At 72.0% G+C, this 12274-nt stretch carries 16 protein-coding genes; 6 read left to right on the top strand and 10 right to left on the bottom strand.

Annotation, left to right across the window (positions count from 1 at the left end; genetic code table 11):
- Nucleotides 1-4 precede the first annotated feature (4 nt).
- Both ACFWBY_RS24810 and ACFWBY_RS24805 read right to left on the bottom strand, forming a co-directional pair.
- Nucleotides 5-889 (bottom strand): SDR family NAD(P)-dependent oxidoreductase, encoded by an 885-nt coding sequence (locus ACFWBY_RS24810; protein WP_385341929.1) that lies wholly within the window; start codon nucleotides 887-889, stop codon nucleotides 5-7.
- Between the two features lies 1 nt (nucleotide 890).
- The gene (locus ACFWBY_RS24805) at nucleotides 891-1700 is read right to left on the bottom strand and encodes an acetoacetate decarboxylase family protein (protein WP_385341927.1); all 810 of its coding nucleotides are present in this window, start codon (nucleotides 1698-1700) and stop codon (nucleotides 891-893) included.
- A gap of 141 nt (nucleotides 1701-1841) precedes the next feature.
- On the opposite strand from ACFWBY_RS24805, the gene ACFWBY_RS24800 reads away from it, so the two are divergent.
- The 5 genes from ACFWBY_RS24800 (at nucleotide 1842) to ACFWBY_RS24780 (ending at nucleotide 5536) form a co-directional block, all read left to right on the top strand.
- Nucleotides 1842-2465: a TetR/AcrR family transcriptional regulator gene (locus ACFWBY_RS24800; protein WP_385341925.1), complete on the top strand. Its 624-nt coding sequence runs from the start codon at nucleotides 1842-1844 to the stop codon at nucleotides 2463-2465.
- Between the two features lie 105 nt (nucleotides 2466-2570).
- Entirely contained in the window at nucleotides 2571-3545 is a 975-nt protein-coding gene (locus ACFWBY_RS24795) for a DEDDh family exonuclease (RefSeq protein WP_385341924.1), read from the top strand.
- A 64-nt stretch (nucleotides 3546-3609) separates the two neighbouring features.
- A complete protein-coding gene (locus tag ACFWBY_RS24790) occupies nucleotides 3610-3843 on the top strand; it encodes a hypothetical protein (RefSeq protein ID WP_215031936.1) in 234 nt (77 codons plus the stop codon).
- A gap of 129 nt (nucleotides 3844-3972) precedes the next feature.
- The gene (locus tag ACFWBY_RS24785; protein WP_385341922.1) at nucleotides 3973-4770 is read left to right on the top strand and encodes an SURF1 family protein; all 798 of its coding nucleotides are present in this window, start codon (nucleotides 3973-3975) and stop codon (nucleotides 4768-4770) included.
- Between the two features lie 10 nt (nucleotides 4771-4780).
- Complete coding sequence (locus ACFWBY_RS24780) at nucleotides 4781-5536, top strand: SDR family oxidoreductase (protein WP_385341920.1); 756 nt, start codon at nucleotides 4781-4783, stop codon at nucleotides 5534-5536.
- Between the two features lie 86 nt (nucleotides 5537-5622).
- On the opposite strand, the gene ACFWBY_RS24775 is transcribed toward ACFWBY_RS24780, so the two are convergent.
- The 8 genes from ACFWBY_RS24775 to ACFWBY_RS24740 form a co-directional block, all read right to left on the bottom strand.
- The gene (locus ACFWBY_RS24775; protein WP_385341919.1) at nucleotides 5623-6168 is read right to left on the bottom strand and encodes an alkaline shock response membrane anchor protein AmaP; all 546 of its coding nucleotides are present in this window, start codon (nucleotides 6166-6168) and stop codon (nucleotides 5623-5625) included.
- The gene (locus tag ACFWBY_RS24770) at nucleotides 6165-6695 is read right to left on the bottom strand and encodes a DUF6286 domain-containing protein (protein WP_385341917.1); all 531 of its coding nucleotides are present in this window, start codon (nucleotides 6693-6695) and stop codon (nucleotides 6165-6167) included. The genes ACFWBY_RS24775 and ACFWBY_RS24770 overlap by 4 nt, the downstream gene beginning before the upstream one ends.
- A complete protein-coding gene (locus ACFWBY_RS24765; protein ID WP_385341916.1) occupies nucleotides 6692-7054 on the bottom strand; it encodes a hypothetical protein in 363 nt (120 codons plus the stop codon). The genes ACFWBY_RS24770 and ACFWBY_RS24765 overlap by 4 nt, the downstream gene beginning before the upstream one ends.
- Complete coding sequence (locus tag ACFWBY_RS24760; protein ID WP_385341914.1) at nucleotides 7051-7254, bottom strand: hypothetical protein; 204 nt, start codon at nucleotides 7252-7254, stop codon at nucleotides 7051-7053. Before ACFWBY_RS24760 ends, ACFWBY_RS24765 begins: the two co-directional genes overlap by 4 nt.
- A gap of 32 nt (nucleotides 7255-7286) precedes the next feature.
- Nucleotides 7287-7727: an Asp23/Gls24 family envelope stress response protein gene (locus ACFWBY_RS24755; protein ID WP_385341912.1), complete on the bottom strand. Its 441-nt coding sequence runs from the start codon at nucleotides 7725-7727 to the stop codon at nucleotides 7287-7289.
- 138 nt (nucleotides 7728-7865) lie between these two features.
- Nucleotides 7866-8645, bottom strand: a complete 780-nt coding sequence (locus tag ACFWBY_RS24750) for an enoyl-CoA hydratase/isomerase family protein (protein ID WP_385341911.1) — start codon at nucleotides 8643-8645, stop codon at nucleotides 7866-7868.
- Nucleotides 8646-8817: 172 nt separating this feature from the next.
- Nucleotides 8818-9039, bottom strand: coding sequence for a helix-turn-helix domain-containing protein (locus ACFWBY_RS24745; RefSeq protein ID WP_018518904.1), 222 nt, complete (start codon nucleotides 9037-9039; stop codon nucleotides 8818-8820).
- A gap of 371 nt (nucleotides 9040-9410) precedes the next feature.
- The gene (locus ACFWBY_RS24740) at nucleotides 9411-11009 is read right to left on the bottom strand and encodes an ABC-F family ATP-binding cassette domain-containing protein (protein WP_385341909.1); all 1599 of its coding nucleotides are present in this window, start codon (nucleotides 11007-11009) and stop codon (nucleotides 9411-9413) included.
- Nucleotides 11010-11307: 298 nt separating this feature from the next.
- On the opposite strand from ACFWBY_RS24740, the gene ACFWBY_RS24735 reads away from it, so the two are divergent.
- A complete protein-coding gene (locus ACFWBY_RS24735; RefSeq protein ID WP_385341908.1) occupies nucleotides 11308-12198 on the top strand; it encodes a neutral zinc metallopeptidase in 891 nt (296 codons plus the stop codon).
- The last annotated feature ends 76 nt before the right edge of the window (nucleotides 12199-12274 follow it).

Below are 12274 nucleotides of genomic sequence, written 5' to 3'. Positions count from 1 at the left end.
CTCCTCAGTCGAGGATGAAGCTTTCCAGGTAGGCGGGGTTGGAGCGGTCGAGCATCGACTGCGACCTGGCGCGGATCTGCCGGTCGCTGTGCTCGCTGTCGGGGAGCATCCAGAAGCGCTCCGCGCGGATGCCGTCCACGACGTGGCCGGCGACGTCCTCGACGGGGGTGAAGTTCACCTCGTGGCCGGCCTGCTTCATGGCGGCCTCGTACTGGTCGAGGCTGCGGTACGGGCTCTTGCGCGGGCGCTCCTTCGCGTACCGGTCGGGCCGGTTGCGGTGCGACTCCCACAGGCCGGTGCGCAGCATGTGCGGTCCGGGGAAGAGGACGGAGGCCCCGATGGCGGCGCCCTCGGCCTTCAGGTGGGCGTAGAGCGACTCGGTCATGGTGACGACGGCCGCCTTGGTGACCGCGTACACGGAGGCGGTGGGGAGCGGGGCGATGCCGCCGTCGCCGGAGGAGGTGTTGACGACGTGGCCGGGGCCGCCGCCCGCGATCATGCGGGGGACGAAGGCCTGGATGCCGTGGAAGACGCCCCATACGTTGACGGAGAAGGCCCACTTCCAGTCGTTGGGCTCGTGCTCCCACATCCGGCCCTCGGCGCCGGAGCCGACGCCCGCGTTGTTGCAGAGCACGTGCACCGCGCCGAAGGCCTCGTAGGCGGCGTCGGCCAGCGAGACCACCGAGTCGCGGTCGCTGACGTCGACGATCTCGGCGAGCACCTCGGCGCCCTGCGCCGCGAGTTCGCCGGCGGCCTTGCGCAGGGGGCCCTCCTCCACGTCGGCGAGGACGACCTTCAGCCCCTCGGCGGCGAAGCGGCGGGCCATGGCCAGGCCGATGCCGCCGGCTGCTCCGGTGACGACGGCCACCTGTCCTGGTTCGAGTCGCATGTCAGACGCTGCCTTCCGTGCTTGCCGACGGGGGTGCGTCCAGGATCTGCAGGGGGTCGTCGTAGCGCTGGTGGATGTACGGGAGCAGGGCCTGGGCGCTGACCCGCTCGACGACCTTGCCCTTCTGGTCGGTGGTCTTCTCCCCGATGGTGAGTTCGACGAGGCGGCGTACGGGGAGGTCGGCGACGGGGTCGAACATCGACTCGCGGAGCACCACGTCGCCGGTGATGTGCTCGAGCTTGCGGACCTTCTCGTTGCGGGTGCAGTGCACGAGCACCGGGTCGGAGTCGAAGCCGGAACCGTCCACAGCCGGGAGGAACTTGAAGTAGAAGTCGGTCTTCGTGGTGGGCTCGGGAAGCGGCAGCTCACGGTCCACCGCCCCGCGCACCTCCACGAAGGCGATCCCGTGCCGGGCGAGCGAGGCCCGTATGACGAGGCCCTCGCGCTCGACGGTGACCTCGCCGAGCTTCTTCGGCTCGCCGAAGACCTCGCGGCCGCCGATCAGGGCGCGCTCGTGGGTCATCGGCATGACCAGCGGGTACCAGCCCTCGACCCCGCCGTGCTGGGCGGCGACGGCCACGGAGCCGGCGCCGAGCGGATAGCCGGGCAGGTCGACCTTGCTGATGTTGGCCCGCACCAGGGGCCGGTCGGCGGGCTTCAGCGGCGGGGGCAGGACCGCCGCCACCACGTCCGGGTCGCTCTCCCAGACGGCCACCACACCGGTCGACCAGATGTCGGGAAGCTTGGAACTCTTCTCGCGCGACGCCGCGATCTCGGCTTCGGTTCGCGCTCCGTAACGTACGCGTGCCATGTCTCGCATCACCCTTCCGCGGGCACCTCCCGGCGGGAGCCGGGGGCGGTTCTGTAACACAGTTACACCGGCACCGATGAAGGGTAAAGACCCCTGCACGTAACCAAACTGACGGACCGACAGAAAGTTGGAACGGCTGTCATGGCCAGAACCACGCTGACGCGCGACGAGGTCCTGGACGCGGCCGCCTCGCTCGTCAAACAGCACGGGCCGGCCGCCCTCACCATGCGCAAGCTCGCCGCCGAGCTGGGCACCGCGGTGACCTCGATCTACTGGCACGTCGGCAACCGCGAGTCCCTGCTCGACGCCCTCGTGGAGCGGACCGTCCAGGACATGGGCGCGATCCGCCCGGTCGGCCGCAACCCGGGCGACCGGATCCTGTCGGTGGCCCGGATCCTGCGCCGCGAACTGCGCGAGCGACCGCACCTGATCGCGATGGTCCACGAGCGCGGCCTCACGGACCGGATGTTCCTGCCCGCCCAGCAGGCCCTGGTCCACGAGGTGCTCGCGGCCGGACTGCGCGGGGCCCGGGCCGCCGACGCGGTGCGCGCGGTCCAGTTCCAGATCATCGGCTTCGTCCTGGTCGAGCGAAATCGCGAGCGCTCTCCCGCCCAGTCCCCGGCCGAGAGCGAGCTCTGGGACCCCTCCGGCGCCCCGCACGACCCACCGCTCGCCCGCGCGCTGGCCCGGCCGGTGGACCCGGAACGGCTGTTCCTGCTGTCCGTCCGCTCGCTGGTGCGGGCCTTGTTGTCGCCGGGCGGGTGAATCCTTCGCGAGCGGCCGCCGCACAGCGCACGTGCCCCTTGGTCGAGCCGGGCTGAGGGGGCATCGGGCACCGGGTGTCGGCGCGGGCCGATATCCTCTGTGACCATGCTCGCCGACCGTACGACCGCAGAGACGATGTGGCCGACCGCGTACCCGCAGGGGTACGCGGTCGTCGACGTGGAGACCACCGGGCTCGCTCGCGACGACCGGATCATCTCCGCCGCCGTCTACCGGCTCGACGCTCAGGGCAACGTCGAGGACCACTGGTACACGCTGGTCAACCCGCTCCGGGACCCGGGGCCCGTGTGGATCCACGGTCTGACCAGCGACATGCTCAAGGACGCGCCCCTCTTCAAGGACATCGCCGAGGAGTTCGCCGGCCGGCTCGCCGACCGGGTGCTGGTCGCGCACAACGCGATCTTCGACTGGCAGATGATCGCCCGCGAGTACGCCCGGGCCGCCGCGACGGCGCCGGTCCGCCAGCGGCTCTGCACCATCGCCCTGTCGAAGGAGTTGGACCTCCCGCTGCCCAACCACAAGCTGGAGTCGCTCGCCGCGCACTTCGGCGTCGTCCAGCAGCGCGCGCACCACGCGCTCGACGACGCCCGCGTCCTCGCGGAGGCGTTCCGCCCGTCCCTCCACCACGCCGCGCGGGACAACGTACGGCTGCCCCTGCTGGAATGCCGCCCGCTGACGGAGTGGTCGGACTCCCCCGCCGCCCCGCGCGTCGGCTACCAGGCCTCCTACGGAGCCGGTTCCAGCTGGCGGCCCTCGCGCAAGCGTCCGCCGTGCCCGCACCCGAACCCGGGGCGGTACACGGAGGGCGAGCCGCTGAGGCAGGGCATGCGGATCGCGTTCTCCGGCGACACCTCGGTGGACCGGGAGCTGCTGGAGGACCGCGCGGTCGAGGCGGGCCTGCACATCGCGACGAGCCTGTCGCGGCTCACGAGCCTGCTCGTGACGAACGACCCGGACTCGGCGACCTCCAAGACGGTCAAGGCGAAGTCCTTCGGTACCCCCGTCGTCGACGAGGCGGCCTTCACCCAGCTTCTGCGGGACGTGGCTGCGGCAGACGGGTGAGCCTCGGGCGACTCGCCCGGCGCCCGCTTTCCCGGCCCGCCGGTCCGGTCCCACCCTGTGGCCCATGGCACGTTGCGAAGTCTGCGGAAACGATTACGGCATGTCCTTCGAAGTGCACGCGCAAGGCGCCGTGCACGTCTTCGACTGCTTCTCCTGCGCCATTCACCGCATGGCGCCCATCTGTGAGCACTGCCGGGTCCAGATCATCGGCCAGGGCGTCGAGGTCGAGGGACAGTGGTTCTGCGGCGCGCACTGCGCCCGCGCGGAAGGGAAGGTGGGCATCACCGACCGCGTCTGACCACGCTCCCGGGAACCCCTCCGGGAGCCCGCCGCGGGACCGCGCGGCGGACCGCGCCCCGCCTCACCGGGGACCCCGGACGGCCACCCGGCCGCCGGGGCCCTCGCCGCTGGGGGTACCGTCGTGGGCGTGTACCGCTTTGTACTGACCCGGCAGTGGGTGTGCCTCACCCTCATCGGCCTCGTCCTCGTCCCCGCGATGATCAAGCTGGGCTTCTGGCAGTTCCACCGCCACGAGCACCGGGTCGCGCAGAACGAGCTCATCGCGGCCAACCTGCGCGCGGAGCCGGTCCCGATGACCGAGGTCACCTCCCCCGGACACGTCGTCCCGCGCGCCGACTACTGGCGCGCCGTGACCGCCACCGGCACCTACGACCCGGCGCACGAGGTCGTCGTACGGATGCGCACCTCGAACGACGACAGGGTCGGCTTCCATGTCGTGACCCCGCTGGTGCAGGCCGACGGCGAGGTGGTGCTCGTCGACCGCGGCTGGGTGGCGGGCGGCGACGACCCCCGCGCGTACCCCCCGGTGCCGGCCGCGCCCGCGGGCGAGGTGACGGTGACCGGCCGGCTGAAGGCAGACGAGACCAGCGCCGGCAGCGGCATCAAGGACCGCAAGGGCCTCCCGGACCGCCAGGTGATGCTGATCAACAGCGGGCAGCAGGCCCAGTACATGGGCAAGCCGGTCCTCGGCGGGTACCTGGAACTCACCACCCCCGTCCCGGCGGACGGCAAGCCCGAGGTGGTCGCCGAACCCGACCACGACTCCATCGGGCCGCACATGGCGTACGCCGTGCAGTGGTGGCTCTTCACCTTCGCGGTGCCGGTGGGCTGGACCGTCCTCGTGCGGCGCGAGAAGCGCGACCGCGAGGAGGCCGCCTCCGCCGCGGCCGCCGCCTCGGAGCGGGAGCCTGCACCGACGGCGTAGCGTGTCGGGCATGGATCTTGGACTGAAGGACCGTGTCTACGTCGTCACCGGCGCCACCAGGGGCCTGGGCTACGCCTCCGCCCGCGAACTGGCCGCCGACGGCGCGAAGGTGGTGCTGAGCGGCCGGGACGCGGCGCGCGCCGAGGCCGCGGCGGCGACGCTGGGCCCGAACGCGGTCGGGGTGGGCGCGGACAACTCCGACCCCGAGGCGCCCTCCCGCCTCATCGGGGCGGCACGGGAGCGCTTCGGCCGCTTCGACGGCATCCTCATCAGCGTGGGCGGCCCGGCTCCCGGTTCGGCGGCGGACAGCACCGACGAGCAGTGGACGGCGGCGTTCGAGTCGGTCTTCCTGGGCGCCGTCCGCCTCGCCCGGGCCGCCGCCGCCCAGCTCTCCGAGGGCGGGGTCGTCGGCTTCGTCCTCTCGGGCTCCGTCCACGAGCCGATCCCGGGCCTCACCATCTCCAACGGCCTGCGCCCGGGCCTGGCGGGCTTCGCGAAGTCCCTCTCGGTGGAACTCGGCCCGCGCGGAATCCGCGTCGTCGGCCTGCTCCCCGCCCGCATCGACACCGACCGGGTCCGCGAGCTCGACTCCCTGTCCGGGGACGCGGCCGCCGCCCGGGCCGGCCAGGAGTCCCGGATCCCGCTGGGGCGTTACGGCACCCCGGAGGAGTTCGGCCGCACGGCGGCGTTCCTGCTGTCGCCGGCGGCCTCGTACCTGACCGGGGTCATGCTGCCGGTGGACGGCGGCTTCCGCCACGGCTTCTGACCGGGCGGGCGGTACGACCCTTCCGGGGCACCGGGCCAGGTCACCCGGCCGGGCCGTCTCCTTCGGCAAGATCCGAAAGAGAGGGTCTAGGTCACCCGCCGCGCCCGGTGCCGCTTGACGTGGAGGCGGGCCTCCGTCGGCAGTTCGCCGAGCCCCGCCGAGTCGCGGGCGCGGGCCAGCACCGGGCCCGCCAGCGCGGCCATCGCGTCGGCCGGCACCGCGTGCGGCTCCAGTTCCATCGCGAGCCGCAGGGCCGGGGAATGGCGCCGCCCGCGCAGCGCGACCCGGCAGTGGGCCACGCCCTCCACCGTGCCCCGTACGTCGGCCGCCACGGCCTCCTCCAGCGCGCGGCCCCGCAGCACCGCGAAGCTCCCGTCGCCGGTGTCCACCAGCACCGCCGCCAGCCGCGCGCGACGCAGTTGGGACAGCAGCCACCACAGCGCCAACAGGACGCACACACCGAGTACGGCCACCACCGCCCACCACGGCAGGCTCCGGCGCTCCTGTGCCGTCAGCAGCGGCTCGTGGGGGCCCCCGAGCGGCCAGGACGCGGTCAGCAGCACCACCCCCGCCGCCAGTAGCGCCAGTCCGAGCAGCGCGAGCAGGATCCGGTTCACCACGGCCAGCCTCACCGCCGGTTCACCCGTACCCTCGGGCGCAGCGCGTGCGCCAGGCCCAGCTCCGCGGTCCCGACGGCGAGCACCGCGTCGAGGTCGGCCCGCACCTCGTCCAGTTCGCGGAAGTGGGAGACGGCCCGGACCCCGATGCGGGACCGGCCCACCTTGACCCGCACCGACCTCACTCCGGACACCTCCATCACCCGGTCGCGCAGCACCTGCGCGGCGGCCCCGCGTTCCAGTCCGGCCCGGACTCCGGGGTGTTGCGTCCGCATCGTCAGGATGGCGCGCAGTCCCGGGGTCAGGGCGTACAGCAGCAGGACCGCCCCGACCGCCGCGAGGACGCCGCCGCCGATCACGACGCCCAGGTCCGCCGGGGTCTGCCGCTCCAGTTCACGGGAGAGTTCGCGACGCCAGCCCATGCCGGGCCGGTGGGCCCGTACCGCCGCGAGGTCGTACAGGAGCAGTCCCGCCGCGGCCAGTACGGCGAACGCCGCCACCGCCGCCGGGATCCGCCGGTCCGAGCGGAACCGGGGGGTCACCGCAGCCGCCGGGCCCGCCCGGCGGCGGGCCGGACCCGCTCGGGGCGCAGCCGCTCGATGTCGATGTCCACCTCGGGTACGGCCATCTCCGCGTACGCCTCGACGCGCAGGGCGACCTGACGGCGTACGGCCGCGCACTGCGCGGCGAGGTCGGCGGGATAGGCCAGCTCCAGGGCCACCCGCACGCGGGCGATGTCGTGGTGCACGGTGACCGTGGCGTGCGGCGGGGCGGCGCCGCGTCCGGCGAGCGCCTCGCGCGCGGCCTGGGCGGCGATCTTCGCCACCACCCGGTCGGCGATGCGGGTGGCACCCCGCTCGGCGGCGGCCACCCGGGGCGGGGCGGGCCTGGGCGTGCTCATCGGTCCCGGTCCCGGCCTCGGGTGTCACGGTCGCGGGGGCGGAAGAAGTCGCCGGGTTCCAGGTCCCCGTCGAGGAACCGCCCGAGGATGAAGCCGATGGCGCCGAGCGCCGCCACCAGCAGGAAGGCCCCGAAGCCGCCGAAGTACCCGGCGAACCCCAGTGCCATGCCGGCCACCAGGCCGACGACCGCCATGCTCATGCGGGCTCCTCTACTGCGGTCGGGGCTCCGGTCTACTGCAGTCGGGGCTCCGGCTCCTCGTCTTCCTCGTCGGGCAGCTTGACGTCGCTGACCGCGATGTTGACTTCGACGACCTCCAGGCCGGTCATCCGCTCCACCGCCGAGATGACGTTCTCACGAACGGCCCGGGCGACGTCGCGGATCGACACGCCGTAGTCGACGACGATCTCCAGATCGAGGGCGGTCTGCACCTCGCCGACCTCCGCCTTCACGCCGCGGCTGACGGAGGCCTTGGCCCCGCCGGGGACGCGGTCACGGACGGCGCCAAAGGTGCGGGAAAGGCCGCTGCCGCTGCCCATGGCATGGACGCCGACCACCTCGCGGGCGGCCAGGCCGGCGATCTTCTCGACCACCCCGTCGGCGATGGACGTGCGGCCCCGGTCGCCGGCGGCCGGGGCCTTGGCGATGCTGCCGCCTGTAGCGGATTCGGTCATGTCGGATCCCTTCGCGCGGGTGGCCTCCGACCACGGTAAGCCGCCGACTCCCGCACCGCGCGGGAGCGCCCCGATCCGTGCCCCGTTTCCCACCCGGGGCGCGCTGCCGCCGGCCGGCCGCGGGACCCCGGAGACCCGTCAGTCCGAGAGCCCCGCCAGGTCGCGGAGGCGGCGGGCCTGGGCGGCGCGTTCCGCCGTGCGCTGTTCGTCGTAGGTGCGCGAGCCCGCACCCCGCAGCAGTGCCTTCGTCTCGATCACGGCGTCCCGCGGCGGGGCCAGCAGGGCCGTGGTGAGGTCCTGGACCGCCGCGTCGAGTTCGCCGGCCGGGACGACCAGGTTCGCGAGGCCCACCCGTTCGGCTTCCTCGGCGTGGACGAAGCGGCCCGTCGCACAGATTTCGAGCGCGCGTGCGTAGCCGACCAGCGAGGTCAGCGGCTGGGTGCCGCCGAGGTCGGGGACCAGGCCCAGCCCGGTCTCGCGCATGGCGAACTGCACGTCGTCCGCGACGACGCGCAGATCGCACGCGAGGGCAAGCTGGAAACCGGCACCGATCGCGTGCCCCTGAACGGCGGCCACGGAGATGATGTCGTTGCGCCGCCACCAGGTGAACGCTTCCTGGTACTCGGCGATGGTGGAGTCGAGCAGTTCCTCCGAACCGCGCGCCAGGTCGAGGAAGGACGGCTCGCCCTCGAAGCCTTCGGGGGTGAACGCCTGCCGGTCGAGCCCTGCGGAGAAGGACATGCCTTCGCCGCGCAGCACGACGACTCGGACGGTGCCCGGCAACGACCGTCCAGCCTCCGTCAACGCCCGCCAGAGCGCGGGGGATTGAGCGTTTCGCTTGGCCGGATTGGTCAGTGTCACCGTGGCGACCGTCTCGTCGACGGTGAGCCGTACGCCGTCCTTGTCGAGCAGAGCCATCTGTGTGCCTCCGGTGGTTGTGCGGTCGGTCGGCCGCGATCTCGGCCTAAGTGACTGCACAGTAACCACCCAGTCGGCCGTGGAGCCGACCGGGGGTCACCGAAGACGGTGGAGCTGGAACCGGTGAAGCTGAGTACGGGAAAACCGTTGGAACCGAAAACGGAACCGACGGTCAGGCCGTAGCCGCCTTCTTGCCGCGCGTCGCGCCACCGCGACCGCGCAACGTGACTCCGGACTCGCTGAGCATCCGATGGACGAATCCGTAGGACCGGCCGGTCTCTTCGGCCAGCGCCCGGATACTCGCACCGGAGTCGTACTTCTTCTTCAGGTCTGCCGCGAGCTTGTCGCGCGCGGCGCCGGTTACCCGGCTGCCCTTCTTCAGAGTTTCGGCCACCCGTGCCTCCTCATGGGAAGTGCGCTCTGGACTTCTCATGATCACCCCTCCCCGCCTTCCTGGCCACCCATTCAGCAAGGTCGGTACGACGGCATTTCCCGCGGGGTGGACACCCGAGCAGAACGGAATCTCCTCTTCCGCTGCATGACCTCCGTCACATTCCCGCGCACCACGGGTGAATCACCAGGTCAGGGGCCGGGTAAGGAAGGCCGACGGCCCCGGTCGCGCATCCGTACGGATGCGGCCGGGGCCGTTGTCGAGCGCGGGACGGTACGAGACCGTCTCACTCAGATGATGGATCACGCCTGAGCCGAATGATCCAGAAGGAACTGGATCAACCCCCACGGAGGCGGAAACGGAAGCGGAACGGCTCAGGCGAGTGCCACGAGGTCCCGGTAGTCGGGACCCCACAGGTCCTCCACGCCGTCCGGGAGCAGGATGATCCGCTCCGGCTCCAGCGCCTCGACGGCGCCCTCGTCGTGCGTGACGAGGATGACCGCGCCCTTGTACGTGCGCAGCGCGCCCAGGATCTCCTCGCGGCTGGCCGGGTCGAGGTTGTTCGTGGGCTCGTCGAGCAGGAGCACGTTCGCCGAGGAGACGACCAGGGTCGCCAGGGCCAGGCGGGTCTTCTCGCCACCGGACAGGACGCCCGCCGGCTTGTCCACGTCGTCGCCGGAGAAGAGGAACGAGCCCAGCGTCTTGCGTACGGCGACCAGGTCCAGGTCCGGCGCCGAGGAGCGCATGTTCTCCAGGACGCTGCGCTCCGGGTCCAGGGTCTCGTGCTCCTGGGCGTAGTAGCCGAGCTTGAGGCCGTGGCCGGGGACGACGGTGCCGGTGTCCGGCTTCTCGGTACCCGAGAGCAGGCGCAGCAGCGTGGTCTTGCCGGCGCCGTTGAGGCCGAGGATGACGACGCGGGAGCCCTTGTCGATGGCCAGGTCGACGTCGGTGAAGATCTCCAGCGAGCCGTAGGACTTCGACAGGCCCTCGGCGGTCAGCGGGGTCTTGCCGCAGGGCGCCGGGTCCGGGAAGCGCAGCTTGGCGACCTTGTCGGAGACGCGGACGGCCTCCAGGCCGGAGAGCAGCCGCTCGGCACGCTTGGCCATGTTCTGCGCGGCGACGGTCTTGGTGGCCTTGGCGCGCATCTTGTCGGCCTGCGAGTTCAGTGCCGCGGCCTTCTTCTCGGCGTTCTGGCGCTCGCGCTTGCGGCGCTTCTCGTCGGCCTCGCGCTGCTGCTGGTAGAGCTTCCAGCCCATGTTGTAGACGTCGATCTGGGAGCGGTTGGCGTCCAGGTAGAAGACCTTGTTGACGACCGTCTCGACCAGGTCGACGTCGTGGGAGATCACGATGAAGCCGCCGCGGTAGGACTTCAGGTAGTCGCGCAGCCACACGATCGAGTCGGCGTCGAGGTGGTTGGTCGGCTCGTCGAGGAGCAGGGTGTCCGCGTCGGAGAAGAGGATCCGGGCGAGCTCCACGCGACGGCGCTGCCCGCCGGAGAGCGTGTGCAGCGGCTGGCCGAGGACGCGGTCGGGCAGGCCGAGTGCGGCCGAGATCGTCGCGGCCTCGGACTCGGCGGCGTACCCGCCCTTGGTGAGGAACTCGGTCTCCTGGCGCTCGTACTGGCGCAACGCCTTCTCGCGGGTGGCGCCGGAGCCGCTGGAGATGCGCTCCTCGTTCATCCGCATCTTCTTGAGCAGCACGTCGAGACCGCGCGCGGACAGGATCCGGTCGCTGGCCAGCACGTCGAGGTCACCGGTGCGCGGGTCCTGCGGGAGGTAGCCGACCTCACCGGAGCGGGCGATGCTGCCGCCGGCGGGCTGGCCCTCGCCGGCGAGGCACTTGGTGAGGGTGGTCTTGCCTGCTCCGTTGCGGCCGACGAGGCCGATGCGGTCGCCCTTGGCGACACGGAAGGAAGCGTTCTCGATGAGGATGCGGGCGCCGGCGCGCAGCTCGATGCCGGTGGCGGTGATCACGGAAATACTCCAGGGCGGGTGGGGACGGCGGAAGGGGGGCAGGACGCGATGCTTCGACGCCGCTAATCCGCGAGGAGATTTGCCATGGGAGTCATTCTACCGGGGGTGCGCAACTACTTTCGGGGCCGTCCCGTGCGCCCCGCTCCGCCGGTGGACGGGCCGCGTCTCCTTCCGGGCGCCCACCGTTCGGCCCAAGGACCACACCGCACGCACGAGACGCGTATCAGGATGAACGGGTTGATACTCGCCGCAGGGGTGGACACGGGCCCCTCTCGTTCACGATGCAGGGCGGTGCGGGATGCAGTTCGACGACGACGCCAATCTGGACACTTCCGAGGTCAATGACGTGCGCGGCAGCCGCGTCCCCGGCGGGAAGGCCACCATCGGCGGCGGCATCGTGGGGCTCATCGCACTCGTCGTGGCCCTGGTCTTCGGGGTCGCCCCGGAACAGCTGGGCCTGTCGGACGGGAGCCAGGAGCCGGCGCCGACCTCGTCCTCGGCGGCCCAGGTGCAGCAGACGTGCAGGACGGGGCAGGACGCGAACGAGCGCGAGGACTGCCGGCTGGTGGCCGTGGTCAACAGCACGCAGGACTTCTGGAGGCAGGAGTTCACCCGGCGCGGCGGCAGCTACAGCCCGGCCCGGACGGTGTTCTTCTCGGGGAAGGTGGACACCGCCTGCGGGACGGCCACCGCCGCCGTGGGCCCGTTCTACTGCCCCGCCGACCGGCAGGTCTACCTGGACTTCAAGTTCTTCGAGGACCTGCGCACCAAGTTCGGCGCGCGCGGCGGCCCCTTCGCCCAGGCGTACGTGATCGCCCACGAGTACGGGCACCACATCCAGAACCTGATGGGCACCCTGCAGAAGGCCCAGGACGGCGGGCAGGGCGCGAACAGCAACGCCGTACGGGTCGAGCTGCAGGCCGACTGCTACGCCGGGGTGTGGGCGCACAACGCGACGAGGACCCCGGACGAGTCCACCGGCAAGCCGCTGATCACCCGCCTGACCGACCAGGACATCGAGGACGGCCTGGACGCGGCCGCCGCGGTGGGCGACGACCGGATCCAGGAGAAGCTCCAGGGCCGGGTGACCCCGGAGTCCTGGACGCACGGCAGCGCCGAGCAGCGCCAGCAGTGGTTCTACCAGGGCTACCGCACCGGCGACATGGCCCAGTGCAACACCTTCCGCTGACTTCCCGCGACGCCTGCCATGCTGTGACGCGGGTCACCGTCCACCGTCCGCACACGGCACCAGAGGAGTGATCGCC

The sequence above is a fragment of the Streptomyces sp. NPDC060049 genome (genome assembly GCF_042736715.1).
Classification (GTDB): domain Bacteria; phylum Actinomycetota; class Actinomycetes; order Streptomycetales; family Streptomycetaceae; genus Streptomyces.
Note: the sequence above shows the minus strand (reverse complement) of the source record. Positions and strands in the feature narration are given on the sequence as shown.